The organism is Pseudomonas batumici (assembly GCF_000820515.1).
Taxonomy (GTDB): domain Bacteria; phylum Pseudomonadota; class Gammaproteobacteria; order Pseudomonadales; family Pseudomonadaceae; genus Aquipseudomonas; species Aquipseudomonas batumici.
The window spans coordinates 95,732-119,574 of record NZ_JXDG01000070.1 but is presented as its reverse complement, the minus strand read 5'-3'; the positions used below and the strand labels follow the sequence as shown (position 1 = coordinate 119,574).

General features: G+C 57.5%; 22 protein-coding genes. 19 read left to right on the top strand and 3 right to left on the bottom strand.

Translation table 11 applies throughout. The features are described 5' to 3' along the window. The first annotated feature begins 336 nt into the window (after window positions 1-336). The 19 genes from mnmG to UCMB321_RS27455 all read left to right on the top strand — a co-directional run bounded on the left by mnmG (window position 337) and on the right by UCMB321_RS27455 (window position 19,603). Window positions 337-2,229 (top strand): tRNA uridine-5-carboxymethylaminomethyl(34) synthesis enzyme MnmG, encoded by a 1,893-nt coding sequence (gene mnmG / locus UCMB321_RS27540; RefSeq protein WP_040071860.1) that lies wholly within the window; start codon window positions 337-339, stop codon window positions 2,227-2,229. Continuing rightward, entirely contained in the window at window positions 2,226-2,870 is a 645-nt protein-coding gene (rsmG, locus tag UCMB321_RS27535; RefSeq protein WP_040071859.1) for a 16S rRNA (guanine(527)-N(7))-methyltransferase RsmG, read from the top strand. Before mnmG ends, rsmG begins: the two co-directional genes overlap by 4 nt. A gap of 18 nt (window positions 2,871-2,888) precedes the next feature. Further along, window positions 2,889-3,683 (top strand): ParA family protein, encoded by a 795-nt coding sequence (locus UCMB321_RS27530; RefSeq protein WP_040071858.1) that lies wholly within the window; start codon window positions 2,889-2,891, stop codon window positions 3,681-3,683. Window positions 3,684-3,692: 9 nt separating this feature from the next. Further along, complete coding sequence (locus UCMB321_RS27525) at window positions 3,693-4,565, top strand: ParB/RepB/Spo0J family partition protein (protein WP_040071857.1); 873 nt, start codon at window positions 3,693-3,695, stop codon at window positions 4,563-4,565. A 148-nt stretch (window positions 4,566-4,713) separates the two neighbouring features. Further along, window positions 4,714-5,121: a F0F1 ATP synthase subunit I gene (locus UCMB321_RS27520; RefSeq protein ID WP_040071856.1), complete on the top strand. Its 408-nt coding sequence runs from the start codon at window positions 4,714-4,716 to the stop codon at window positions 5,119-5,121. Window positions 5,122-5,137: 16 nt separating this feature from the next. Further along, window positions 5,138-6,010: a F0F1 ATP synthase subunit A gene (gene atpB / locus UCMB321_RS27515; protein WP_040071855.1), complete on the top strand. Its 873-nt coding sequence runs from the start codon at window positions 5,138-5,140 to the stop codon at window positions 6,008-6,010. 133 nt (window positions 6,011-6,143) lie between these two features. Further along, a complete protein-coding gene (gene atpE, locus UCMB321_RS30435; protein WP_019694395.1) occupies window positions 6,144-6,401 on the top strand; it encodes a F0F1 ATP synthase subunit C in 258 nt (85 codons plus the stop codon). 58 nt (window positions 6,402-6,459) lie between these two features. Next, window positions 6,460-6,930: a F0F1 ATP synthase subunit B gene (locus UCMB321_RS27505; RefSeq protein ID WP_040071853.1), complete on the top strand. Its 471-nt coding sequence runs from the start codon at window positions 6,460-6,462 to the stop codon at window positions 6,928-6,930. A 12-nt stretch (window positions 6,931-6,942) separates the two neighbouring features. Then, window positions 6,943-7,479, top strand: a complete 537-nt coding sequence (locus UCMB321_RS27500; protein ID WP_040071852.1) for a F0F1 ATP synthase subunit delta — start codon at window positions 6,943-6,945, stop codon at window positions 7,477-7,479. 21 nt (window positions 7,480-7,500) lie between these two features. After that, window positions 7,501-9,045: a F0F1 ATP synthase subunit alpha gene (atpA, locus tag UCMB321_RS27495; RefSeq protein WP_040071851.1), complete on the top strand. Its 1,545-nt coding sequence runs from the start codon at window positions 7,501-7,503 to the stop codon at window positions 9,043-9,045. A 50-nt stretch (window positions 9,046-9,095) separates the two neighbouring features. Further along, window positions 9,096-9,956, top strand: coding sequence for a F0F1 ATP synthase subunit gamma (gene atpG, locus UCMB321_RS27490; protein WP_040071850.1), 861 nt, complete (start codon window positions 9,096-9,098; stop codon window positions 9,954-9,956). A gap of 27 nt (window positions 9,957-9,983) precedes the next feature. Next, the gene (gene atpD, locus UCMB321_RS27485; protein WP_040071849.1) at window positions 9,984-11,360 is read left to right on the top strand and encodes a F0F1 ATP synthase subunit beta; all 1,377 of its coding nucleotides are present in this window, start codon (window positions 9,984-9,986) and stop codon (window positions 11,358-11,360) included. 45 nt (window positions 11,361-11,405) lie between these two features. Then, complete coding sequence (locus UCMB321_RS27480; RefSeq protein WP_040071848.1) at window positions 11,406-11,831, top strand: F0F1 ATP synthase subunit epsilon; 426 nt, start codon at window positions 11,406-11,408, stop codon at window positions 11,829-11,831. 112 nt (window positions 11,832-11,943) lie between these two features. Further along, window positions 11,944-13,311 carry a bifunctional UDP-N-acetylglucosamine diphosphorylase/glucosamine-1-phosphate N-acetyltransferase GlmU gene (gene glmU / locus UCMB321_RS27475; protein ID WP_040071847.1) on the top strand — a complete coding sequence of 456 codons (1,368 nt, stop codon included), beginning with the start codon at window positions 11,944-11,946 and terminating at the stop codon, window positions 13,309-13,311. Window positions 13,312-13,430: 119 nt separating this feature from the next. Continuing rightward, window positions 13,431-14,207 carry a DeoR/GlpR family DNA-binding transcription regulator gene (locus UCMB321_RS27470; protein ID WP_040071894.1) on the top strand — a complete coding sequence of 259 codons (777 nt, stop codon included), beginning with the start codon at window positions 13,431-13,433 and terminating at the stop codon, window positions 14,205-14,207. Between the two features lie 3 nt (window positions 14,208-14,210). Further along, entirely contained in the window at window positions 14,211-16,046 is a 1,836-nt protein-coding gene (gene glmS / locus UCMB321_RS27465; protein ID WP_040071846.1) for a glutamine--fructose-6-phosphate transaminase (isomerizing), read from the top strand. A 505-nt stretch (window positions 16,047-16,551) separates the two neighbouring features. Then, window positions 16,552-18,150: an anti-phage dCTP deaminase gene (locus UCMB321_RS27460; RefSeq protein WP_084615170.1), complete on the top strand. Its 1,599-nt coding sequence runs from the start codon at window positions 16,552-16,554 to the stop codon at window positions 18,148-18,150. Window positions 18,151-18,167: 17 nt separating this feature from the next. Further along, window positions 18,168-18,344 carry a hypothetical protein gene (locus tag UCMB321_RS30870; protein ID WP_157016078.1) on the top strand — a complete coding sequence of 59 codons (177 nt, stop codon included), beginning with the start codon at window positions 18,168-18,170 and terminating at the stop codon, window positions 18,342-18,344. A 707-nt stretch (window positions 18,345-19,051) separates the two neighbouring features. After that, window positions 19,052-19,603, top strand: a complete 552-nt coding sequence (locus tag UCMB321_RS27455; protein WP_040071845.1) for a hypothetical protein — start codon at window positions 19,052-19,054, stop codon at window positions 19,601-19,603. Window positions 19,604-20,683: 1,080 nt separating this feature from the next. Here UCMB321_RS27455 and UCMB321_RS27450 read toward each other — a convergent pair. From UCMB321_RS27450 to UCMB321_RS27440, 3 genes are all read right to left on the bottom strand, one after another. Next, window positions 20,684-21,697, bottom strand: a complete 1,014-nt coding sequence (locus UCMB321_RS27450; protein WP_040071844.1) for a nucleotidyl transferase AbiEii/AbiGii toxin family protein — start codon at window positions 21,695-21,697, stop codon at window positions 20,684-20,686. After that, window positions 21,690-22,280 carry a DUF6088 family protein gene (locus UCMB321_RS27445; protein WP_040071843.1) on the bottom strand — a complete coding sequence of 197 codons (591 nt, stop codon included), beginning with the start codon at window positions 22,278-22,280 and terminating at the stop codon, window positions 21,690-21,692. Before UCMB321_RS27445 ends, UCMB321_RS27450 begins: the two co-directional genes overlap by 8 nt. A gap of 251 nt (window positions 22,281-22,531) precedes the next feature. Next, on the bottom strand, window positions 22,532-23,632 hold the full coding sequence (locus UCMB321_RS27440) for a hypothetical protein (RefSeq protein ID WP_157016076.1): 1,101 nt from the start codon (window positions 23,630-23,632) through the stop codon (window positions 22,532-22,534). Window positions 23,633-23,843: the final 211 nt, after the last annotated feature.

Genomic DNA, 23,843 nt, shown 5'->3' with positions numbered 1-23,843 from the left:
GATAAGCATCGCTTTAATCCACAGGCTTACACCGGTTATCCCAAGCCCTCCCGAGCACCTGACCACAGACTTTTGAACCTCTGTACACATTGATAAATAAGGCCTGTAGGACCTTATCCACAGAAAGGGTGCTGCCTAAGAATAAACATAAAAACAAAGATTTAATAAATTTCTCTCTTTTTAATTTCTTTTGTCCGTGGTCTATCCACAGCCTGGTTAAATTTTGTGCAAAGGGTTCTTTAGGAAGGGGGAAGTCCCTATACTTGTCGACCTGGCCCAAAAACCTGGGCCGAACCCATTCCTAATTACCTACCTGAAGCAGGCACGAGGTGCGTGGTGGATTTCCCTTCCCGTTTTGAAGTGATCGTCATCGGCGGCGGTCATGCCGGTACCGAGGCAGCACTGGCGTCCGCACGCATGGGGGCAAAAACCCTGCTGTTGACGCATAACGTGGAAACCCTCGGTGCCATGAGCTGCAACCCCGCGATCGGCGGGATCGGCAAAAGCCATCTGGTCAAGGAAATCGATGCCCTTGGCGGCGCGATGGCCATCGCCACCGATAAAGGCGGCATCCAGTTTCGCGTCCTGAACAGTCGTAAAGGCCCCGCCGTGCGCGCGACCCGGGCCCAGGCCGACCGCGTGCTGTACAAGGCCGCGGTGCGCGAGATCCTGGAAAACCAGCCGAACCTGTGGATATTTCAGCAGGCCGCCGACGACCTGATCGTCGAGCAGGACCAGGTTCGCGGTGTGGTGACCCAGATGGGCCTGCGTTTCTTCGCCGAATCCGTGGTCCTGACCACCGGCACCTTCCTCGGTGGACTTATCCACATCGGGATGCAGAACTATTCCGGCGGTCGCGCCGGTGATCCGCCGTCGATCGCCCTGGCCCATCGCCTGCGGGAACTGCCGTTGCGGGTCGGTCGCCTGAAAACCGGTACGCCGCCACGCATCGACGGTCGTTCCGTGGATTTCTCGGTGATGTCCGAACAACCGGGCGATACGCCGATTCCGGTGATGTCGTTCCTGGGCTCGAAAGAACAGCATCCACGGCAGGTCAGTTGCTGGATTACCCATACCAACGCCCGCACCCACGAAATCATTGCCGCGAACCTCGATCGTTCGCCGATGTATTCCGGGGTGATCGAAGGCATCGGCCCGCGCTACTGCCCGTCCATCGAAGACAAGATCCACCGCTTTGCCGACAAGGAAAGCCACCAGGTCTTCATCGAACCTGAAGGCCTGACCACCCACGAGCTGTATCCGAACGGGATATCCACATCCCTGCCGTTCGACGTGCAGTTGCAGATCGTCCAGTCGATCCGCGGCATGGAAAACGCCCATATCGTGCGTCCGGGCTACGCCATCGAATACGACTACTTCGATCCGCGTGACCTGAAATACAGCCTGGAAACCAAAGTCATCGGCGGTTTGTTCTTCGCCGGGCAGATCAACGGCACCACCGGTTACGAAGAGGCCGGTGCGCAAGGTCTGCTGGCCGGAGCCAACGCCGCATTGCGTGCCCAGGGCAAGGACAGCTGGTGCCCGCGTCGCGACGAGGCGTACATCGGCGTGCTGGTCGACGACCTGATTACCCTGGGAACCCAGGAACCGTACCGGATGTTCACGTCCCGCGCCGAATACCGGCTGATCCTGCGCGAAGACAACGCCGACCTGCGTTTGACCGAAAAAGGCCGCGAACTGGGGCTGGTGGATGACGTGCGCTGGGCAGCTTTCTGCAAGAAACGCGAAGGCATCGAGCTGGAAGAGCAGCGCCTGAAAAGCACCTGGGTCCGCCCGGGCACCGAGCAGGGCGATGCCATTGCCGAAAAATTCGGTACACCGCTGACCCACGAATACAACCTGTTGAATCTGCTGAGCCGTCCGGAAATCGACTACGCTGGTCTGGTCGAAGTGACCGGGCAGGGCGCCGAGGATCCGCAGGTCGCCGAGCAGGTCGAGATCAAGACCAAATACGCCGGTTATATCGACCGTCAGCAGGACGAGATCGCTCGCTTGCGGGCCAGTGAAGACACCAAGCTGCCTGTGGATATCGACTACACCAGCATCTCCGGGCTGTCCAAGGAGATCCAGAGCAAGCTCGGCGCCACCCGTCCCGAGACGTTGGGCCAGGCTTCGCGGATCCCGGGTGTGACGCCGGCGGCGATTTCCCTGTTGATGATTCACCTGAAAAAACGCGGCGCCGGCCGTCAGTTGGAGCAAAGCGCTTGAGTTCGTTGGTCACTTCGCAACACGCAGAAGAGTTATCCACAGGTGCCCGCCAGCTCGGCGTCAACCTGAGCGAAACCCAGCACGCCTTGCTGCTGGGTTATCTGGCCCTGTTGATCAAATGGAACCAGGCCTACAACCTCACCGCGGTCCGCGATCCTGACGAAATGGTCTCGCGCCATCTGCTCGACAGCCTGAGCGTGATGTCCTTCGTCGAAAACGGCCGCTGGCTCGATGTCGGCAGCGGCGGCGGGATGCCGGGGATTCCCCTGGCGATCCTGTTTCCCGATTCGGCGGTGACCTGCCTGGACAGCAACGGCAAGAAGACCCGCTTCCTGACCCAGGTCAAACTCGAACTCAAACTGGATAACCTGCAAGTTATCCACAGTCGGGTCGAAGCCTTCCAACCCGCGCAGCCGTTCAACGGGATCATCTCCCGGGCCTTCAGCAGCATGGAGAACTTCACCGGCTGGACTCGCCACCTCGGCGACGCCGACACACGCTGGCTGGCAATGAAGGGCGTCCATCCCGCCGATGAGCTGGTAGCATTGCCGGCAGACTTCCACCTCGATAGCGAACACGCCTTGGCCGTACCCGGTTGCCAAGGCCAACGCCATCTGCTGATACTGCGCCGCACGGCATGATTGGGAACACAAGCAAGAATGGCTAAGGTATTCGCGATAGCGAACCAGAAAGGTGGCGTGGGCAAAACCACCACCTGCATCAACCTCGCAGCATCCCTGGTCGCGACCAAGCGCCGGGTGCTGCTGATCGACCTCGATCCACAGGGCAACGCCACCATGGGTAGCGGTGTGGATAAACACGGCCTGGAAAACTCCATCTACGATGTGCTGATCGGCGAATGCGACCTGGCCCAGGCCATGCACTTCTCCGAGCACGGCGGTTATCAACTGCTGCCGGCCAACCGTGACCTGACGGCGGCCGAGGTGGTGCTGCTGGAAATGCAGATGAAGGAAAGCCGTCTGCGCAGCGCCCTGGCGCCGATTCGCGAGAATTACGACTACATCCTCATCGACTGCCCGCCGTCGCTGTCGATGCTGACCCTCAATGCGCTGGTGGCTGCCGATGGGGTAATTATCCCCATGCAGTGCGAGTACTTTGCCCTGGAAGGACTCAGCGACCTTGTGGATAACATCAAGCGCATCGCCGAACTGCTCAACCCGGAGCTGAAAGTCGAAGGCCTGTTGCGGACCATGTACGACCCGCGTCTGAGTTTGATGAACGACGTTTCCGCACAGCTCAAGGAACATTTCGGTGAGCAGCTGTACGACACCGTGATCCCTCGCAACATTCGTCTGGCCGAAGCCCCAAGCTACGGCATGCCCGCGCTGGCTTACGACAAACAATCCCGTGGTGCCGTGGCCTACCTGGCCCTGGCGGGCGAGATGGTTCGCCGTCAACGCCGCACTTCACGCACCGCAGCCCCGGCAACTTAAGGAATCCCCATGGCCGTCAAGAAACGAGGTCTCGGACGTGGACTGGATGCACTGCTGAGTGGTCCGACTGTCAGCGCGTTGGAAGAGCAGGCCATCCAGGCCGATCAACGGGAATTGCAACACCTGCCGCTGGACCTGATCCAGCGCGGCAAGTACCAGCCGCGCCGGGACATGGACCCGCAGGCGCTGGAAGAACTGGCGCAATCGATCAAGGCCCAGGGCGTGATGCAGCCGATCGTGGTGCGTCCCATCGGCAGCGGCCGCTTTGAAATCATTGCCGGCGAACGCCGCTGGCGCGCCAGCCAGCAGGCCGGGCAGGACAGCATTCCGGCCATGGTGCGCGATGTGCCGGACGAAACCGCCATTGCCATGGCGTTGATCGAGAACATCCAGCGCGAAGACCTCAATCCGATCGAGGAGGCCGTGGCCCTGCAGCGCCTGCAGCAGGAGTTCCAGCTGACCCAGCAACAGGTCGCCGAAGCCGTGGGCAAGTCCCGCGTGACCGTGGCCAACCTGCTGCGCCTGATCGCATTGCCGGAAGTCATCAAGACCATGTTGTCCCATGGCGACCTGGAAATGGGTCATGCCCGTGCCTTGCTCGGTTTGCCGGATGATCGGCAGGTCGAAGGGGCGCGACACGTTGTCGCACGTGGCCTCACCGTACGCCAGACCGAGGCCCTGGTCCGCCAGTGGCTGAGCGGCAAAAAGGAGCCTGCCGAGCCTGCCAAGGTCGACCCGGACATCAGTCGCCTCGAGCAGCGCCTGGCAGAGCGGCTGGGCTCTGCGGTGCAGATCCGCCACGGCCAGAAGGGAAAAGGTCAGTTGGTGATTCGCTATAACTCCTTGGATGAACTACAAGGGGTACTCGCCCATATTCGCTGAAACATTTCCTCATGTAGCGAACAGTCGGAAATCACTACCCGACAGTTGAATAGGGGCTGAACCGCCCCTATACTCTGCGCGCATTTTGTCGGCACAATTTATGCCAAGTTATTGATTCATGGCGGCCGACCCTTGAGGAGCGTTAGTGATGGAAACCCGCACGCCAAACAGGTTGCCGTTCCATCGCTTGGCGGTATTTCCGATTTTATTGGCCCAGTTTGTCGTTTTGTTGGTGGCGGCTTTGGCGCTTTGGCGATGGCATGGGGTCGTTGCCGGATACTCAGGACTCTGCGGAGGCCTGATAGCCTTGCTGCCCAATGTGTATTTTGCTCACAGGGCCTTTCGGTTTTCCGGCGCCCGGGCAGCCCAATCCATCGTCCGGTCTTTTTATGCCGGCGAGGCGGGGAAATTGATTTTGACGGCAGTGCTGTTTGCACTGACGTTCGCAGGTGTGAAGCCATTGGCGCCGCTAGCAGTCTTCGGCGTCTTCGTGCTGACCCAGTTGGTCAGCTGGTTCGCACCCGTGCTAATGAGAACAAGACTTTCGAGACCTTAGGGCGTTTGAGGCAACCATGTCAGCAGAAACAACCGCTTCGGGCTATATCCAGCACCACCTGCAGAACCTGACCTTCGGTCAGCTACCTACTGGCGGCTGGGGCTTTGCCCATTCCGCAGCAGAAGCCAAGGCCATGGGCTTCTGGGCATTCCACCTGGATACTCTGGGTTGGTCTGTCGCACTGGGCCTGATCTTCGTCTTTCTTTTCCGCATGGCGGCGAAGAAAGCGACCTCCGGCCAACCCGGTGCCCTGCAGAACTTCGTTGAAGTCCTGGTCGAGTTCGTCGACGGCAGCGTGAAGGACAGCTTCCACGGTCGTAGCCCGGTGATTGCACCGTTGGCGCTGACCATCTTCGTCTGGGTGTTCCTGATGAACGCCATCGACCTGATCCCGGTCGACTGGATTCCTCACCTGGCCATCCTGCTCACCGGTGATGAGCACATCCCGTTCCGTGCCGTGTCGACCACCGACCCGAACGCGACCCTGGGCATGTCCTTCTCGGTCTTCGCACTGATCATTTTCTACAGCATCAAGATCAAGGGCCTCGGCGGTTTCGTCGGCGAGCTGACCCTGCACCCGTTCAGCAGCAAGAACATCGTCGTTCAGGCCCTGCTGATCCCGGTGAACTTCCTGCTGGAATTCGTCACCCTGATCGCCAAGCCGATCTCGCTGGCTCTTCGACTGTTCGGCAACATGTATGCCGGCGAGCTGGTGTTCATCCTCATCGCCGTGATGTTCGGCAGCGGCCTGCTCTGGCTCAGCGGCCTGGGCGTGGTGCTGCAATGGGCGTGGGCTGTGTTCCACATCCTGATCATCACCCTGCAGGCGTTCATCTTCATGATGCTGACCATCGTCTACCTGTCGATGGCACACGAAGAAAACCATTAAGAGCCGCCTTGGCGGTTCTGATGTCCCTCGCGCCTCGGTGCGGGGTGGCCCCGCAAGGGGCCGCGAAACGATTTGTTTTACCGCTTTAAATTAAAAAAACCTAAACCATACGACGTAAAAGTCGGGAGGAAAGATGGAAACTGTAGTTGGTCTAACCGCTATCGCTGTTGCACTGTTGATCGGCCTGGGCGCACTGGGTACCGCAATTGGTTTCGGCCTGCTGGGCGGCAAGTTCCTGGAAGGCGCCGCGCGTCAGCCAGAAATGGTTCCAATGCTGCAAGTCAAAATGTTCATCGTTGCCGGTCTGCTCGACGCCGTAACCATGATCGGTGTTGGTATCGCTCTGTTCTTCACCTTCGCGAACCCCTTCGTCGGTCAACTCGCACACTAATCACTCGGATATTTCGAGTAGATGGGTGTGATGGACAACGAACGAGCGAGGTGTTGGCGTGAACATTAATGCGACCCTGATTGGCCAGTCCGTTGCGTTCCTCATTTTTGTACTGTTTTGCATGAAGTTCGTGTGGCCTCCGGTCATCGCGGCACTGCACGAACGTCAGAAGAAGATCGCGGATGGACTGGACGCTGCCAGCCGAGCAGCTCGCGACCTGGAGTTGGCCCAAGAGAAAGCGGGTCATCAACTGCGCGATGCTAAAGCTCAGGCAGCCGAAATCATCGAGCAAGCCAAGAAACGCGGTAACCAGATCGTCGACGAAGCCCGTGAACAGGCTCGCGTCGAAGCTGACCGTGTGAAGGCTCAGGCTCAGGCCGAGATCGAACAGGAACTCAACAGTGTCAAAGACGCGCTGCGCGCCCAATTGGGTAGCCTGGTGGTCGACGGCGCCGGGAAGATCCTGGGCAAATCAATCGATCAAAACGCGCACGCAGAGCTGGTTAACAAACTGGCTACTGAAATCTAAGCGAGGGCGATCATGGCAGAACTGACCACGTTGGCCCGACCTTACGCTAAGGCGGCCTTCGAGCACGCTCAGGCCCACCAGCAACTGGCCAATTGGTCAGCCATGCTCGGCCTGGCAGCAGCGGTGTCGGAAGACGACACCATGCAGCGCGTGCTCAAGGCCCCGCGACTGACGAGCGCAGAAAAGGCCACCACGTTCATTGACGTGTGTGGCGACAAGTTTGATGCCAAGGCACAGAATTTCATCCACGTCGTTGCTGAAAACGACCGTCTCCTGCTGTTGCCGGAGATCGCCGCTCTGTTCGACCTGTACAAGGCCGAGCGGGAGAAGTCGGTAGACGTGGAAGTGACCAGTGCTTTTGCATTGAACCAAGAACAGCAAGACAAACTCGCCAAGGTTCTCAGTGCACGACTCAATCGGGAAGTGCGCCTGCAAGTTGCGGAGGACGCCGCGCTGATTGGTGGCGTCGTGATCCGCGCCGGCGACCTGGTTATCGATGGCTCGGTTCGCGGCAAACTCGCGAACCTGGCCGAAGCATTGAAATCTTGAGTTTGAAGGGGCAGCAGAGCAATGCAGCAACTCAATCCTTCCGAAATAAGTGAAATTATCAAGGGCCGCATCGAAAAGCTCGATGTGACCTCCCAAGCCCGTAACGAAGGCACTGTCGTCAGCGTGTCTGACGGTATCGTGCGGATTCACGGTCTGGCCGACGTCATGTACGGCGAGATGATCGAGTTTCCGGGCGGCGTCTACGGTATGGCCCTCAACCTCGAGCAAGACTCCGTAGGTGCCGTGGTACTGGGCGCCTACACGACTCTGGCTGAAGGCATGAGCGCCAAGTGCACCGGCCGCATCCTCGAAGTTCCGGTCGGTAAGGAACTGCTGGGTCGCGTTGTCGACGCACTGGGTAACCCTGTTGACGGCAAAGGTCCGCTGAACAACACCTTGACCGACGCGGTCGAGAAAGTGGCTCCAGGCGTGATCTGGCGTAAGTCGGTAGACCAGCCTGTACAGACTGGCTACAAGGCTGTCGATGCCATGATCCCGGTCGGCCGTGGCCAGCGTGAGCTGATCATCGGTGACCGTCAGATCGGTAAGACCGCTCTGGCGATCGACGCGATCATCAACCAGAAAGACAGCGGCATCTTCTGCGTCTACGTGGCTATCGGTCAGAAGCAATCGACCATCGCCAACGTGGTTCGCAAGCTGGAAGAAAACGGCGCCCTGGCCAACACCATCATCGTGGCTGCCAGTGCTTCCGAATCTCCTGCGCTGCAGTTCCTGGCACCGTACTCCGGTTGCACCATGGGCGAGTTCTTCCGCGACCGCGGCGAAGACGCGCTGATCGTTTATGACGATCTGTCCAAGCAAGCAGTGGCTTACCGCCAGATCTCCCTGCTGCTGCGCCGTCCGCCAGGCCGTGAAGCCTACCCAGGTGACGTGTTCTATCTCCACTCCCGTCTGCTGGAGCGCGCATCCCGCGTTTCGGAAGAGTACGTCGAGAAGTTCACCAACGGCGCAGTGACTGGCAAGACCGGTTCCCTGACCGCGCTGCCGATCATCGAAACCCAGGCTGGCGACGTTTCCGCGTTCGTTCCGACCAACGTGATTTCCATCACCGACGGTCAGATCTTCCTGGAATCGGCCATGTTCAACTCCGGGATCCGTCCTGCTGTGAACGCCGGTGTTTCGGTATCCCGCGTAGGTGGTGCCGCTCAGACCAAGATCATCAAGAAGCTGTCCGGTGGTATCCGTACCGCCCTGGCCCAGTACCGTGAGCTGGCGGCATTCGCCCAGTTCGCTTCTGACCTGGACGAAGCGACCCGTAAGCAACTTGAGCACGGTCAGCGCGTTACCGAGCTGATGAAGCAGAAGCAATACGCACCGATGTCGATCGCCGACATGGCGCTGTCGCTGTATGCCGCTGAACGTGGGTTCCTGACTGACGTCGAAATCGCCAAGATCGGCAGCTTCGAACAAGCGCTGATTGCTTACTTCAACCGCGATCATGCCGACTTGTTGGCCAAGATCAACGTGAAGGGTGACTTCAATGACGAAATCGACGCTGGCATGAAAGCCGGTATCGAGAAGTTCAAGGCCACCCAAACCTGGTAAGCCGCAGCGGGAGCCGCAAGGCTCCCGCTTGCTAACCTGATAGGTGTTACATGGCAGGCGCAAAAGAGATTCGCAGTAAGATTGCGAGCATCAAAAGCACGCAAAAAATTACCAGCGCCATGGAAAAAGTGGCGGTCAGCAAAATGCGCAAGGCACAAATGCGCATGGCTGCTAGCCGTCCTTATGCGGAGCGTATCCGCCAGGTAATTGGGCATCTGGCCAACGCCAACCCGGAATACCGCCACCCGTTCATGATCGACCGCGCCGTCAAGCGCGTCGGCTATGTCGTGGTGAGCAGTGACCGTGGTCTGTGCGGTGGCTTGAACACCAACCTGTTCAAGGCCCTGGTCAAGGACATGGCGGTAAACCGCGAAAACGGCGTCGAGATTGATCTGTGCGTGGTCGGTAGCAAGGGTGCGGCATTCTTCCGCAACTTCGGCGGTAACGTCGTAGCCGCTATCAGCCACCTGGGTGAAGAGCCGTCGATCAACGATCTGATCGGCAGCGTCAAGGTGATGCTGGATGCCTACTTGGACGGCCGTATTGACCGCCTGTCCGTGGTGTCCAACAAGTTCATCAACACCATGACCCAGCAGCCGACAGTGGAGCAGTTGATTCCTCTGGTGGCGACCCCGGATCAAGAACTCAAGCACCACTGGGACTATCTCTACGAACCGGACGCCAAAGAGCTGCTTGACGGCCTGATGGTGCGTTACGTGGAGTCGCAGGTGTACCAGGCGGTGGTCGAGAACAACGCGGCTGAACAAGCTGCGCGGATGATCGCGATGAAGAACGCTACCGACAACGCCGGTGATTTGATCAGCGATTTGCAGCTGATCTACAACAAGGCGCGTCAGGCTGCGATCACCCAAGAGATCTCGGAAATCGTCGGCGGCGCTGCCGCGGTTTAACGGTTCAAATATTCAGAGGATCCAGCTATGAGTAGCGGACGTATCGTTCAAATCATCGGCGCCGTTATCGACGTGGAATTTCCACGCGACAGCGTACCGAGCATCTACAACGCGCTGAAAGTACAAGGCGCGGAAACCACCCTGGAAGTTCAGCAGCAGCTGGGCGACGGCGTGGTTCGTACCATTGCGATGGGTTCCACCGAAGGCCTGAAGCGCGGTCTGGACGTCGTCGACACCAACGCCGCGATCTCCGTACCGGTCGGTAAAGCGACCCTGGGCCGGATCATGGACGTCCTCGGCAACCCGATCGACGAAGCAGGTCCGATCGACACCGACGAGCGTTGGGGTATCCACCGCCCGGCGCCGTCGTTCGCCGAGCAAGCAGGCGGCAACGACCTGCTGGAAACCGGTATCAAGGTTATCGACCTGGTTTGCCCGTTCGCCAAGGGCGGTAAAGTCGGTCTGTTCGGTGGTGCCGGTGTCGGCAAGACCGTAAACATGATGGAACTGATCCGTAACATCGCCATCGAGCACAGCGGTTATTCCGTGTTCGCCGGTGTGGGTGAGCGTACTCGTGAGGGTAACGACTTCTACCACGAGATGAAGGACTCCAACGTTCTGGACAAAGTGGCACTGGTTTACGGTCAGATGAACGAGCCGCCGGGAAACCGTCTGCGCGTAGCCCTGACCGGCCTGACCATGGCCGAGAAGTTCCGTGACGAAGGTAACGACGTTCTGCTGTTCGTCGACAACATCTACCGTTACACCCTGGCCGGTACCGAAGTATCCGCACTGCTGGGCCGTATGCCTTCGGCAGTAGGTTACCAGCCGACCCTGGCTGAAGAGATGGGCGTGCTGCAAGAGCGCATCACTTCGACCAAGCAAGGTTCGATTACTTCGATCCAGGCCGTTTACGTACCTGCGGACGACTTGACCGACCCGTCGCCGGCGACCACCTTCGCCCACTTGGACGCCACCGTCGTACTGTCCCGTGACATCGCCTCCCTGGGTATCTACCCAGCGGTCGATCCACTGGACTCGACTTCGCGCCAGCTGGACCCGAACGTGATCGGCAACGAGCACTACGAAACCGCTCGCGGCGTTCAGTACGTGCTGCAGCGCTACAAAGAGCTGAAGGACATCATCGCGATCCTGGGTATGGACGAGCTGTCGGAAGCCGACAAGCAGTTGGTATCCCGTGCTCGTAAGATCCAGCGCTTCCTGTCGCAGCCGTTCTTCGTGGCTGAAGTCTTCACCGGTGCCTCGGGTAAATACGTTTCCCTGAAAGACACCATTGCTGGCTTCAAAGGCATCCTCAACGGTGACTACGACCACCTGCCAGAACAAGCGTTCTACATGGTTGGCGGCATCGAAGAAGCGATCGAGAAAGCCAAGAAACTGTAATCCCGGCGCCCGGCAACGGGCGCTCATTTAGGTTGAGGCAATCAGATGGCTATGACAGTCCATTGCGACATCGTCAGTGCGGAAGGGGAAATCTTCTCCGGCCTGGTCGAGATGGTGATTGCGCACGGTGCACTGGGTGATCTTGGTATCGCCCTGGGTCACGCGCCGCTGATCACTAATCTGAAACCGGGTCCGATCCGCCTGATCAAGCAGGGCGGGGAAGCCGAGGTGTTCTACATCTCCGGTGGTTTCCTCGAGGTTCAGCCGAACATGGTCAAGGTTCTTGCCGACACCGTGCAACGTGCTGCCGACCTGGATGAAGCCTCCGCTCAGGAAGCCGTCAAGGCTGCCGAGAAGGCCCTGCATGAACGTGGCGCGGAGTTCGATTACGGTTCCGCTGCCGCACGTCTGGCCGAGGCGTCAGCTCAGCTGCGCACCGTCCAGCAGATCCGCAAGAAGTTTGGCGGCTAAGCCGGCACTTGTTGTGTGATTGATTAAAAAGGGTAGCCTCGGCTACCCTTTTTTCTTTTTCGCGTTTATCACGTGGTCACAGCCACCGACCACCCAGGATTGGTAACCAGTCATGTCTCTCGAAATCGTTATCCTCGCGGCGGGTCAGGGCACCCGTATGCGCTCTTCGCTGCCTAAAGTGTTGCACCCGGTCGCGGGCAATTCGATGTTGGGACATGTTATCCACAGCGCCCGACAACTTGATCCACAGCGTATCCATGTGGTGATCGGCCATGGCGCCGACCAGGTGCGTGAGCGCCTGGCCGCCGATGACCTGAACTTTGTCCTGCAGGACCAGCAGCTGGGCACCGGCCATGCCGTGGCCCAGGCGGTGCCTTTCATTACCGCCGACACCGTGCTGATCCTCTACGGCGACGTGCCCTTGATCGAAGTCGAGACCTTGCAGCGTCTGCTGGAGCAGGCCGGCCCGGAGCAGCTGGGGCTGTTGACGGTCGAGCTGGATGACCCCACCGGTTATGGCCGGATCGTGCGCGATGCCGCAGGCAAGGTAACCGCGATCGTCGAGCAGAAGGACGCCAACGCCGCCGAACGTGCGATCACCGAAGGCAACACCGGGATTCTCGCACTGCCGGCCAAGCGCCTGGGTGAGTGGATGAGTCGCCTGTCGAACAACAATGCCCAGGGCGAGTACTACCTGACCGACGTCATTGCCATGGCGGTGGCTGACGGCCTGGTGGTCGCCACCGAGCAACCTCAAGACGCCATGGAAGTGCAGGGGGCCAACGACCGCCGGCAGTTGGCCGAGCTGGAGCGTCATTACCAGTTGCGCGCGGCCCGTCGGCTGATGGCACAGGGCGTGACCCTGCGCGACCCAGCCCGTTTCGATGTACGCGGTGAGGTGAGCGTCGGTCGTGATGTGCTGATCGACATCAACGTGATTCTCGAAGGCCAGGTGGTGATCGAGGACGAGGTGGTGATCGGTCCGAACTGTGTGATTCGCAACAGCACCCTGCGCAAGGGCGTGACCATCAAGGCCAACAGCCATATCGACGGTGCGGTCATGGGCGAGGGCAGCGATGCCGGTCCGTTCGCTCGCCTGCGCCCGGGGAGCGTGCTCGACGCCCGTGCCCATGTGGGTAACTTTGTCGAACTGAAGAATGCGCACCTGGGCGAAGACGCCAAGTGTGGGCACCTGACTTACCTCGGCGATGCCGAAATCGGCGCGCGGACCAATATCGGTGCCGGTACCATCACCTGTAACTACGACGGGGCGAACAAGCACAGGACGGTGCTGGGTGAAGACGTCTTCATCGGTTCCAACAACTCGCTGGTGGCGCCTGTGGATATCGCGTCCGGAGCCAGCACGGCGGCGGGCTCGACCATCCACCAGAATGTCGGCGCAGCGCAGTTGGCGGTGGCCCGCGCCCGCCAGCGTAATATCGAGGGTTGGAAACGCCCGGTGAAGATCAGCAAACCCTGAGTTATCCACAGCGGCGCTGCGGAGGATATTTATCCACAGTCCGCTCATTTCACTTGACTAAGTTTCGATTCGAAGGTTTCATTGCCGCAATTATCTTTCGAATCGAAACTTAAGTGACTATATCGAAACGCAATACCCCTCAACGTCGGCACAACATCCTGGCCATGCTCAATGACCAGGGCGAAGTCAGTGTGGATGAACTGGCCAGGCGCTTCGAAACCTCCGAGGTGACGATTCGCAAGGACCTCGCGGCCCTGGAAAGCCACGGTCTGCTGATGCGGCGCTACGGCGGCGCGATCACCATTCCCCACGAGATGTTCGGCGACCCGGCCCAGACGGTTTCCCGCTACAAGCAGGCAATTGCCCGAACTGCTGTAGGACGTATCCGTGAGCATGCGCGTATCATTATCGACAGTGGCAGTACCACCGCCGCGATGATCCCGCAGCTGGGTCAGCAACCCGGCCTGGTGGTGATGACCAATTCCCTGCATGTCGCCCGAGCCCTGAGCGAGCTGGAACACGAGCCGGTGCTGCTGATGACCGGCGGAACCTGGGACCCGCATTCCGAGTCTTTCCAGGGGCAGGTCGCCGAGCGTGTCCTGCGTTCCTACGACTTCGACCAGTTGTTCATCGGCGCCGACGGCATCGATCTGGAGCGTGGCACCACCACCTTCCACGAATTGCTGGGACTGAGCCGCGTGATGGCGGAGGTCGCCCGCGAAGTGGTGGTCATGGTCGAGTCCGACAAGATCGGCCGCAAGATTCCCAACCTGGAGCTGCCCTGGAGCAGTATCCATACCCTTATTACCGATGATCGTTTACCCAAAGAGGTACGCGAACAGATTCAGGCCCGCGGCATCACTGTCGTTTGCGCGGTTGCCAGCCAGGAGAAATAGAGCATGTGTGGAATTGTCGGTGCAGTTGCTGAACGTAATATCACGGCCATTCTGGTCGAGGGCCTGAAGCGTCTGGAATACCGCGGCTACGACAGCGCCGGTGTCGCCGTTTTCAGCCATAACGGCACGCTGGAGCGCACCCGTCGCACGGGCAAGGTCAGCGAGCTGGAGCAGGCGCTGGCGGGTGAGCCGATGCCGGGTCGACTGGGTATCGCCCACACCCGTTGGGCAACCCATGGTGCCCCGTGCGAACGCAATGCCCACCCGCATTTCTCCGGCTCCGATATTGCCGTGGTGCACAACGGCATCATCGAGAACCACGAAGTGTTGCGCGAACAGCTCAAGGGAATGGGCTACGTCTTTACTTCGGACACCGACACCGAAGTCATCGCCCACTTGCTGCACCACAAGTTCAAGGACCTGGGCGACCTGACCAAGGCCTTGAAGGCCACCGTCAAGGAGCTGCATGGTGCCTACGGCCTGGCGGTGATCAACGCGCAGCAACCGGATCGCCTGCTGGCCGCCCGCAGCGGCAGCCCGCTGGTGATCGGCCTGGGCCTGGGGGAGAACTTCCTCGCCTCCGACCAGTTGGCGCTGCGTCAGGTCACTGACCGCTTCATGTACCTGGAAGAGGGCGATATCGCCGAGATCCACCGCGACAGCGTGCAGATCTGGGATATCGAGGGTCGTCAGGTCGAGCGTGAAGCCGTGCAGTATCGCGACGGCGCGGAGGCGGCCGAGAAGGGCGCGTTCCGCCACTTCATGCTCAAGGAAATCCACGAACAACCGACCGTGGTCCAGCGCACCCTGGAAAACCGCCTCGGCCCGAACCAGGTCCTGGTGCAGGCGTTCGGCCCCCAGGCGGCCGAGTTGTTCGCCAAGGTGCGCAACGTGCAGATCGTCGCCTGCGGCACCAGCTATCACGCCGGCATGGTTGCGCGGTACTGGCTCGAAGGCCTGGCGGGTATTCCGTGCCAGGTCGAGGTCGCCAGTGAATTCCGCTACCGCAAGGTGGTGGTGCAACCGGACACCCTGTTCGTCTCCATCTCCCAGTCCGGTGAAACCGCCGACACCCTGGCGGCCCTGCGCAATGCCAAGGAATTGGGCTTCCTCGGCAGCCTGGCGATCTGCAACGTCAGCATCAGTTCGCTGGTGCGTGAGTCGGACCTGACCCTGTTGACCCAGGCCGGCCGCGAAATCGGCGTGGCTTCGACCAAGGCCTTCACCACCCAACTGGTGAGCCTGTTGCTGCTGACCCTGGCCCTGGGCCAGGTCCGTGGCACCCTGGCACCGAGTGTCGAAGCGGAGCTGGTGGAAGAGTTGCGTCGCCTGCCGACCCGTCTGGGCGAGACCCTGGCCATGGACGCCAAGGTCGAGAAAATCGCCGAGCTGTTCGCTGACAAGCATCACACCCTGTTCCTCGGCCGTGGCGCGCAGTACCCGGTGGCGATGGAGGGCTCGCTCAAGCTCAAGGAAATCTCCTACATTCACGCCGAAGCCTATCCGGCGGGTGAGCTCAAGCATGGTCCGTTGGCCCTGGTGGACAACGACATGCCGATCGTCACCGTTGCGCCGAACAACGAATTGCTGGAGAAGCTCAAATCCAACCTGCAGGAAGTGCGGGCTCGCGGCGGTGAGCTGATCGTCTTCGCCGACGAAAACGCCGGGATGGCCAACGCCGAAGGGACGCACGTCATCACCATGCCGCATATCCACGACACCCTGGCGCCGATCCTCTATACGATCCCGCTGCAACTGCTGTCGTACTATGTGGCGGTGCTCAAGGGCACCGACGTCGACCAGCCGCGTAACCTGGCGAAGTCGGTGACGGTGGAGTAAGGCTGCGGATTCAGCTGCTCTCCTGGCTTTTGTGAATTTAAACGGTCGCTTGTGAATTAAAACTGTCGCAAGCGGCCGCTTGGCATCCTATGCGTCCCCCCGGATCCACAAGCCCTTCGGTCCAGTCAGCCAGAGAATGGCGTTACGAAACGTTCAGCGTTTGCAGTAAGCCTTCGGAAGCTACCGGCCACTATCACCTGGAGGGTGTCGAATCTCCCGAACCTGTATCTGATATGCGAGTGGTGGTCTTTACCGCAACGATTACACGCTGGCGGTATTGGCTGCTGAGCTCAGGCCTACAAAGTCGTTGGCTTCACTAAATGAAGAAATTTCTGTTGCCAAGCCGAACCCATCCAAAAGCACCTTCGTCACTGCCTACGATAAGGAAGGTGATTTTTTTGAGAATAAGGCTAATGTGAAAGGCAGACATGAGTCCACTATCGGGGTCATTCAGCTCGCCGTTTTGCACGTATCTTAACCGCAATGCCAAGGACTGGGTGCAGTGATGGCCACTAAATCGTCAGGAAGTAGAAGCCACGGTCGACAAAAAACCGCTGGAGATGCAGCTAAAGTAGAGACGACATCCTCGCTGACTCCCAAAAAAGACCCGGAGCTGGTCTTCGGGCTGGTTGGTCCAGTCGGCGTAAATCTTGACCCTGTTATCGCGGTGCTTAAAAGCCAGTTGACTGGGCTTGAATATACTCCTCACGTGGTGAGGCTCAGTGAGCAGATTGAAGCTTTTTTTGACATCTCCCATAGCGCTAAATCTGAAGCCGATCGTATTAGTGCTCTTATGGAAGCTGGGACTAAGCTGCGGGTTGAGAGCAATGAAGGTGCAGCAGTGGCTATGCTTGGTCTAGCGGCAATCCGGCAGCTTAGAGATGATCATAGCGGAGGAATACCATCTCGACAGGCTTTTATTTTGAGGTCGTTAAAGCATCCCGATGAGGTGGAAATGCTCCGTGCGGTTTACGGAAAAGGATTTTTCCTCATCTCAGTGTATTCCCCTCGTGATGTGCGCGTGACTGCTCTTGCTGAGAAAATCAGTCGTTCTCAATTTGGAGGGGGTACTAATCCACGCGCGATCGCCGAGGAGCTTGTCCAGAAAGATGAGCAAGAGGAGAGCATACCTCTGGGCCAAGATGTGAAAGATGCCTTTCCCTTAGCTGACCTGTTTGTAGACGGCAGAAGCAAGTCGACAATCGATATGCAGATAGGGCGGTTTCTTCAACTGCTTTTTGGAAACTCCTTCCTTACTCCAACACGAGACGAACATGGAATCTACCACGCGAGGTCCGCAGCACTGCGTTCTGCGGATCTGAATCGACAGGTGGGTGCTGCGATACTGAAGCCAGAGGGGGATATTATTGCAGTAGGCTGCAATGACGTTCCAAAGTCCGGAGGTGATTTGTATTGGCCTGGAGACAAAGACGACGCTCGCGACTTTCAAAAGGGCATCGACTCTATGGCAGACGAACGGGTTCAAGTGCTCGGCGAAATGCTCGAACGTTTAAATATTAATGGTCTGCTCTCAGCGAAAGCAACTGAAAGAGATATTACGTCGTTAGTGCAAAACCTGATCTCCGGCGCAGACAAAAAAATACTCAAAAATAGTCGAATAATGAACATCCTTGAGTTTGGTAGGAGTGTTCATGCGGAAATGGCAGCACTAATGTCCGCCGCACGCTTAGGTGTGTCTGTCGTGGGAGCGACACTCTACTGTACAACTTTTCCCTGCCACATGTGTGCTCGACATATTGTCGCTAGCGGAATAAAACGTGTGGTTTATATCGAGCCATACCCAAAAAGCAAGGCAAAACAGTTGCATCAAGATTCCATTAGCATCGATGCCCCGGCAGCATCCAGAACCCAAGTAAATTTTGAGCCTTTTCAAGGCATCGCACCACGGCAGTACCAAGAGATTTTTGAGCCAATCCGACCTCGAAAGGATGAAAACGGCAGAGCCGTAGACTGGCGGGAGCTGGGCCATCAGCCCCGTATCGTCAGGTACATAGACACTTACCTTCAGCTTGAGCAACTGATAATCGGTCGTGAAATTCCAAACCTTCTTGCAAAACTAGGTGTTAAACTCTCATCAGACTGAGTACGGAGCGAGGTAGCATGAAAAAGTCAAGCGCTTTGGCGCAGCAAGTCATGAAAGCTCAGCAGGCGATGAGAGAATGGCCTGATTCTATTCGGTCTGGACTGAAGCTTGAAAATTCGATCGGTTTTATTAGTCCCGACTCGGTAGATAAGCAAGAGCCGAACATGAATGCAAAACGTCGGACGTCTAAGTAGTCCGCGAAGGTTGTTGGGGTTTATAAAAAATCGTCATGTAATCTACTGGCGATTTTTTATCTTTGTTGAGTTGGCTTTTTTGGGCTAAATTGGCGGAGTGCTTTACCAAGCGTCGATCTGCTCCCTAGCTACTGTCCACCTCCCAGAGGCCGCCTGTCAGGGGGCAGCATATTTGGACTGTATTAACTCTCCGTCGGTGCTCTTGAATGTACGTCAAAGCCACGTCGTTTCTGGCTACGACAGTTTTAATTCACTAGAGCATGTGTCCAGACCAGCCTTTTGGGCGATTGCGACAGTTTTTCGTTCCCTCTACAAGAGGCTGCAGGCCGCGAAACACAGGGCCCTTCCTCGACAGTTTTAATTTTCAAAGTTCATTAAAAACTGTCGCAGGGGAATGAAGCCTGTCGCCAGCCTCCTCTAAATCGGACCTCTCAGGCGAAGGATCTGCACTACCGGCGACAGGCGGGCACCAAACCCCAGACTTGCGACAGTTTTTATTCCCTGAGATCAGTTTGAGATGGAGGAGAGACTGAGCGACCGATTAGAGTCGATAGCTGGCATTCGCGAACGACCGCTCAATCGGCACGGTGTCGAGGCCTATTGAAGCAATAGGCAGTCGATTTGCGGAATGAGGTTGAGATGGCCACAGCATTTGGAATATATTCGAGTTGCTGTATGCCCAACCTAATCAAGAGGTTGCTTGACCCATGAACCACCCACGGTCTGAATTGACGAGTAACGGAGGAGTCATCACGTATGACCCCGCTGAGTCGTCGTGGGGGGAGAAGGAAACAGCTCGCGAAATTGCGCTTCTTGAAGCATTGGTACTGGAAGACGACATCTGTCGTGCGATCGAGACGGCGTTCCATGCCGTCGAAAATGGCCATTCTGCAAGCGAGCATGATCCCGGCTACAGAGGAACCGGGTCGCTAGCCAGAGAGATCATTCCAGTTGATGTCGATGGAGAAGTGAAACAGTCCTACCTTGATTACGCGATGTACGTGATCATGGACGGCCATGTCTCATTAAGCAAAGCTGTCACAGTTCTCCGAACACTTTCCCGACGGGCGTTGAGAGCATGCCCATATTTGTCCCACCGGTTAGCTGCTGCTCTGGCTATCCGCCAAATCACCTCCGCACAGAAAAACCTATCTTCGCTTCTGTCCAGACTCAGCCAATTGGCTGATGCAGCCTTCTATCGCGTACCGCTTTTCGCCGACGGTCCAGAGCTCAGCGAGTTTCGTCACCGGCACCGGTAACTCCTCCTCTTTACCAAAAAGACCAGGAATTAACCTTTCTTTTGATAGAGGACGGGTCAGATATGACTTTCCGTACTATTTCCGCTGGCCTTCTGCACGGCGGAACGATTCGTTGTGAACATTGCTTAGACCTAGAAGCGTCTGTCGTTGAGCTGTCGTATGTCCATGAGCACGACTCCGGGGAGCATCTGGTACTGTGCCGCGAGTGCAGTAGGCTTGCAGGATTGCTGTGTTGCGAGGGGTGTCACCAGGAAGCATCAATCCAAGTCATGGCTGGGGAAATCATTAGAAGGCTCACTCCCATGTACGCCCCCACTGATCTGCAGGCCGGGCGGTGCAGCCGGCATCTTGCGATTGACTAACGCGGTTACGCTCCAGAGGTGATTCCTTAGCACCATCCCCTGTGAAGGAAAGCGAAGAGCCGACCTTCAACAGGGGCTATGGGGGCGTTAGGAATGTCTGAGGACCAGGAGATTCGACGGACTGGGAGCGCAGAGACTCAGCCGATGCGATTTTTTCGTCTGAATTCGTCAACTCGATGATCAACACCACTAAATACGAAGTCAGGACAGTCACAAGCCAAACCCGGCTTTGACCTTCTCCCCTGGCCGGAGAATCGGCCCATGTACTCCATGTTCCTATTCCCAGGCGACATTCCGGTCGACAGTTCAACCCACGTCTGGTTGATGACCATCGGTCTCGTTGCCTACTTCATCCCTCGTCGATGATTCATGGCCCGGCGGCTGACCAGCTGCCGGTGCTGTTAAACGTACACCAAAGCCGTGTCGTCCCTGGCTGCGACAGTTTTAATTCTCTAGCGCATCAGTCCGAACCGGCGTTTTGGTAGATTGCGACAGTTTTGCGCTTTCTCCGAAGCTGGCTCGGGGCCACGTAAATCCGTGCATGCCTGCGACAGCTTTAATTGTCTAAATCCACTCCGGTGGTTTCAGGGAATAAAAATTGTTGCAGGTCGGAGGCCCCTTTGGGGCCTCAACATCCTTCACCTTGGATTAGATCCTTCCGCTAGCGTCGCCAGGCTCGGGTGACCCCTACCTTTTCGTCATATACGCCATTTCCCAACTAAGCGTGATGAGCTACAGCGTTGAGGCGTGCCTCTAGCTCAGTGCAGGCTGTCATCAGGTCATCGAATGGAGGGGGTGGGGTATCAAACATGCCGCCTTCGAGCATCTTGGCGTAGTCCTCTGCCAGGCTGCTGTGAGCTTCTCCTATCGGGACTAACTGAAGGCCTCCGTTAACTGCGTTCCGGTAATCAATCACGGTCCCATCAGCAGCTTTCTCTGCGAAGAACCAAGTCTTGTGCTCCGCCACAAGTGCAGCTACGTCCCTACGCTCGATCACTCCGGCGAACTCTTGGCTTTGCACAATTGCAGTAAGGTCGTGCCAGTGTCTGGCGAAGCGCTCGCTCCTCAAACGCCCTTGAACGCAGTACACATGAGCTGCGGTGGCCTTTTCCCAGAAGGTTCTGGCGACATCCATCACAATTGGATTGGCCTCCGGGAAGGTGACCCCCTCCAACTGAGCCTTGGTCATGTCACAAACAACACGTTTCCGAGCGTGTGGCTCCCCGGTTGAGCGAGCACCAAACTCCAGCATCACTCGTGGCATAACGTAATCATGAGCTGGGGTTTGAGGGCGGTAGTGAAGGTAAAGCTTGTCACCTTCCTGAGTGAGGGTTGCCGCCAGTCCTTCAGCTTCGAGGGCGTCTCTCAGCAGCGGTGATATATTTTGTTCGATCCAGACTGGGAGCAGTTCGCGTACGCTCTTCCCCCACTTTCTAGCCTGGCTAGCACTTGGTGGGATCTCGGTTTTCGCTTCGGTACAAATCTGGCGTATATCGTAGGTTAGGTCGATATCTTCGGAGAACCGATCGATGAGTTGGTATACCTTGGAGAGTGAAGTTCCGCCTTTAAAGGTAAGGTGATCGCCTATCTTGTTGGAGAAGATTTTACCCAAGGTCCACACAACCCATAGGTCTTTCTCTAACAAGAAGGCGGGGCGAGCCAAATCTGACGACGCCTGCAGAAGAGCGTTTTTCTGGTCGTCCGGCGAAAGCGAAAAAAACTGATCAGCCATGGATCGCCTCTGCACCAATCATACCTGCCATCCAGGATGGTAAAACCGCTCGGAAGCTCAGAAGTCGGTCCCACTCGCGTTTGGAAAGCAAACGATGCAACTGGTGGATTGTGCTGGAGGCGTGCTTTTCGCCTAGCCAGGCAAGCGCCCGCACCGCTTCGCCTGCGGCGGTGGGAGCAAGCATCCACTTAGGCGCGTGTTTAATTTGAACCTCGGACTTTCCAATTCTCAAGGTGCGGGCGCGGCCACTGGTGAGAAAGACCTGGCGAACGGGTACTTGCTGCGTCAAACCCAGGCTATTAGCCGCTCGGGCCCCGCTGGATGTCACTTCTACGCAAGTTTTCTCGGCAAGCGCTTGAACAACCTTCTCTGGCTCTGGGGCACGAGTACCAAAACGGCTTTTCACCGGTGCTACGTACATTCCGCGGCAGATACGCATCAGTTTCCCAGTTCTGGCCAAGCGAGAAAACGCTTGATCAACCGCTGCACGACTACCGATGCTCAAGAACTCTTTAGGGGACAGCACTTCGCCTTCGGGCAGAGACTGGCTGCGCTGAATGATCATTTCAGGAAGTTTCTTCATGAGGGCGCTTTCCAAGAGGTTTGATGCAATGTCAGAACTCTAGCATGGTTTCTGACAAGCGATCAAATATTAACCAGTTTGCCAACTCCACGTATCGCACGCGGGCCCACCTCAATCTGGTCAATTTCGAGTTTGATGGACCGTTCGCCAGCGAATCGGGCCTGCGCTTCGAACTGTCATCTCTGGAGAGAAGCACCGGGGGACCCTGCTCCCTTCACACTAAGCCCGGCGCCGTACTACTCCATGCGGCGCTACCTCTCACTGATCACACCGCGTAGATACTCCCACCTCGGGAAGCCCGGATTGACACTGACATCAACCGGAATGCCACACTGCGCCCGGGCAGGGAAGAGCTGTCGTAGGTCCACCGAAACATCATCATGGCGACAAATACTCCCCGTGGGATATCGAGAGGTTGTCCCCACCACTGGCACGTTGGGGCATGTGCAGGGCTGGCCTTTGCGAAAGCCATTGAGCACACAGGTCACGGTTGGTGTCGTTGGTACGGTACATACGTTGGAGGGAGTGGTGCGCCATATTTCACTCGAGACCTTTTTATAAGTCTCCGCCGGCATCCGTATATCCGCGTCGAAACGAGTCCGACTGAGCAGTTGCTGAACGACGTAGCCATAGTCTTCAGATCGCAGTCTTGCGCGAGCGACGAGGGCATCTTGCATTTTGTTCAGTTCGGGTAATGCCGCAACACCGCGAGCTATCTCTTCTGGAGGAAGCTTGGGTTCCAGGTAACGCATGTTCTCTTCATAGAGCTTCGCGTTTTGCTCTCGATCGCGGCGAAGCTGACGTTCCTCAGCCTCGATCTCGGTTCTCAGCCTCTTCATTTCCTCTTTGTCTTTGGCCTTGTCGAACTCCGATACGCCCCCTACTGTTGGTTCGAGCGAATCCAGCACCGTCCCCCAGGGACCGGTGGGCAACAGCTTGTCTTTGAGCTTGTCCTCGAGCCACTTTACAACCATTGACTCATTTTCAAGCGGCTCTTCGTCCTGGCGAATCTTGCGCACATAGAGCACGGCGGCATCGTCGAACGCCTGCTTGGCCTCAATCTCGATTTGCTGCTGTGATTTGGTTGGCGCAGCTGACGGGTTCGGCAGGGAGGGTTTGGTCTGCTTTGGGTTATAGACGCCATCCCTGCAGTCCCCACACAGGTTCTTACGCGGACCGGTGAATGTGCCTTCGATTTGAATTTCATCCAGAGTGATCTGCTCAGTCCCGTCACTGCCTCTTGTGACTGTGTAAGGGGCAGCGGATGCGGTTGAGCATGCAAATCCTACGATCAGCGGAACTGAGATACCGCACCACCACCTCCTGATTCCATTTGCCATCAACCTTTTCATCTTCACTCCCTTGATTCCATGGATGCTGACAACGCATGCCGTCACGGGCCCAGTCAGGAACATTGACGTGCACTCAATGCTTCAATCATATGCAGGAAATTACAAACTCACACGGCAAAGCGCTTTTACTTACGTAGAGCTGATTCGGCTGCGGCTAGATAAGTATGGTGAGGTTTCGCCGCACTGGAATAACTATGATTCCGGCGTGAGG

Bases quoted from the DNA above. Each gene is read 5' to 3' on its own strand.
- UCMB321_RS27530 (WP_040071858.1), top strand. From the start codon at position 2,889: ATGGCTAAGGTATTCGCGATAGCGAACCAGAAAGGTGGCGTGGGCAAA.
- UCMB321_RS27525 (WP_040071857.1), top strand. From the start codon at position 3,693: ATGGCCGTCAAGAAACGAGGTCTCGGACGTGGACTGGATGCACTGCTG.
- UCMB321_RS27520 (WP_040071856.1), top strand. From the start codon at position 4,714: ATGGAAACCCGCACGCCAAACAGGTTGCCGTTCCATCGCTTGGCGGTA.
- atpB (WP_040071855.1), top strand. From the start codon at position 5,138: ATGTCAGCAGAAACAACCGCTTCGGGCTATATCCAGCACCACCTGCAG.
- atpE (WP_019694395.1), top strand. From the start codon at position 6,144: ATGGAAACTGTAGTTGGTCTAACCGCTATCGCTGTTGCACTGTTGATC.
- UCMB321_RS27500 (WP_040071852.1), top strand. From the start codon at position 6,943: ATGGCAGAACTGACCACGTTGGCCCGACCTTACGCTAAGGCGGCCTTC.
- atpA (WP_040071851.1), top strand. From the start codon at position 7,501: ATGCAGCAACTCAATCCTTCCGAAATAAGTGAAATTATCAAGGGCCGC.
- atpG (WP_040071850.1), top strand. From the start codon at position 9,096: ATGGCAGGCGCAAAAGAGATTCGCAGTAAGATTGCGAGCATCAAAAGC.
- atpD (WP_040071849.1), top strand. From the start codon at position 9,984: ATGAGTAGCGGACGTATCGTTCAAATCATCGGCGCCGTTATCGACGTG.
- UCMB321_RS27480 (WP_040071848.1), top strand. From the start codon at position 11,406: ATGGCTATGACAGTCCATTGCGACATCGTCAGTGCGGAAGGGGAAATC.
- glmU (WP_040071847.1), top strand. From the start codon at position 11,944: ATGTCTCTCGAAATCGTTATCCTCGCGGCGGGTCAGGGCACCCGTATG.
- glmS (WP_040071846.1), top strand. From the start codon at position 14,211: ATGTGTGGAATTGTCGGTGCAGTTGCTGAACGTAATATCACGGCCATT.
- UCMB321_RS27460 (WP_084615170.1), top strand. From the start codon at position 16,552: ATGGCCACTAAATCGTCAGGAAGTAGAAGCCACGGTCGACAAAAAACC.
- UCMB321_RS30870 (WP_157016078.1), top strand. From the start codon at position 18,168: ATGAAAAAGTCAAGCGCTTTGGCGCAGCAAGTCATGAAAGCTCAGCAG.
- UCMB321_RS27455 (WP_040071845.1), top strand. From the start codon at position 19,052: ATGAACCACCCACGGTCTGAATTGACGAGTAACGGAGGAGTCATCACG.
- UCMB321_RS27450 (WP_040071844.1), bottom strand. From the start codon at position 21,697: ATGGCTGATCAGTTTTTTTCGCTTTCGCCGGACGACCAGAAAAACGCT.
- UCMB321_RS27445 (WP_040071843.1), bottom strand. From the start codon at position 22,280: ATGAAGAAACTTCCTGAAATGATCATTCAGCGCAGCCAGTCTCTGCCC.
- UCMB321_RS27440 (WP_157016076.1), bottom strand. From the start codon at position 23,632: ATGAAAAGGTTGATGGCAAATGGAATCAGGAGGTGGTGGTGCGGTATC.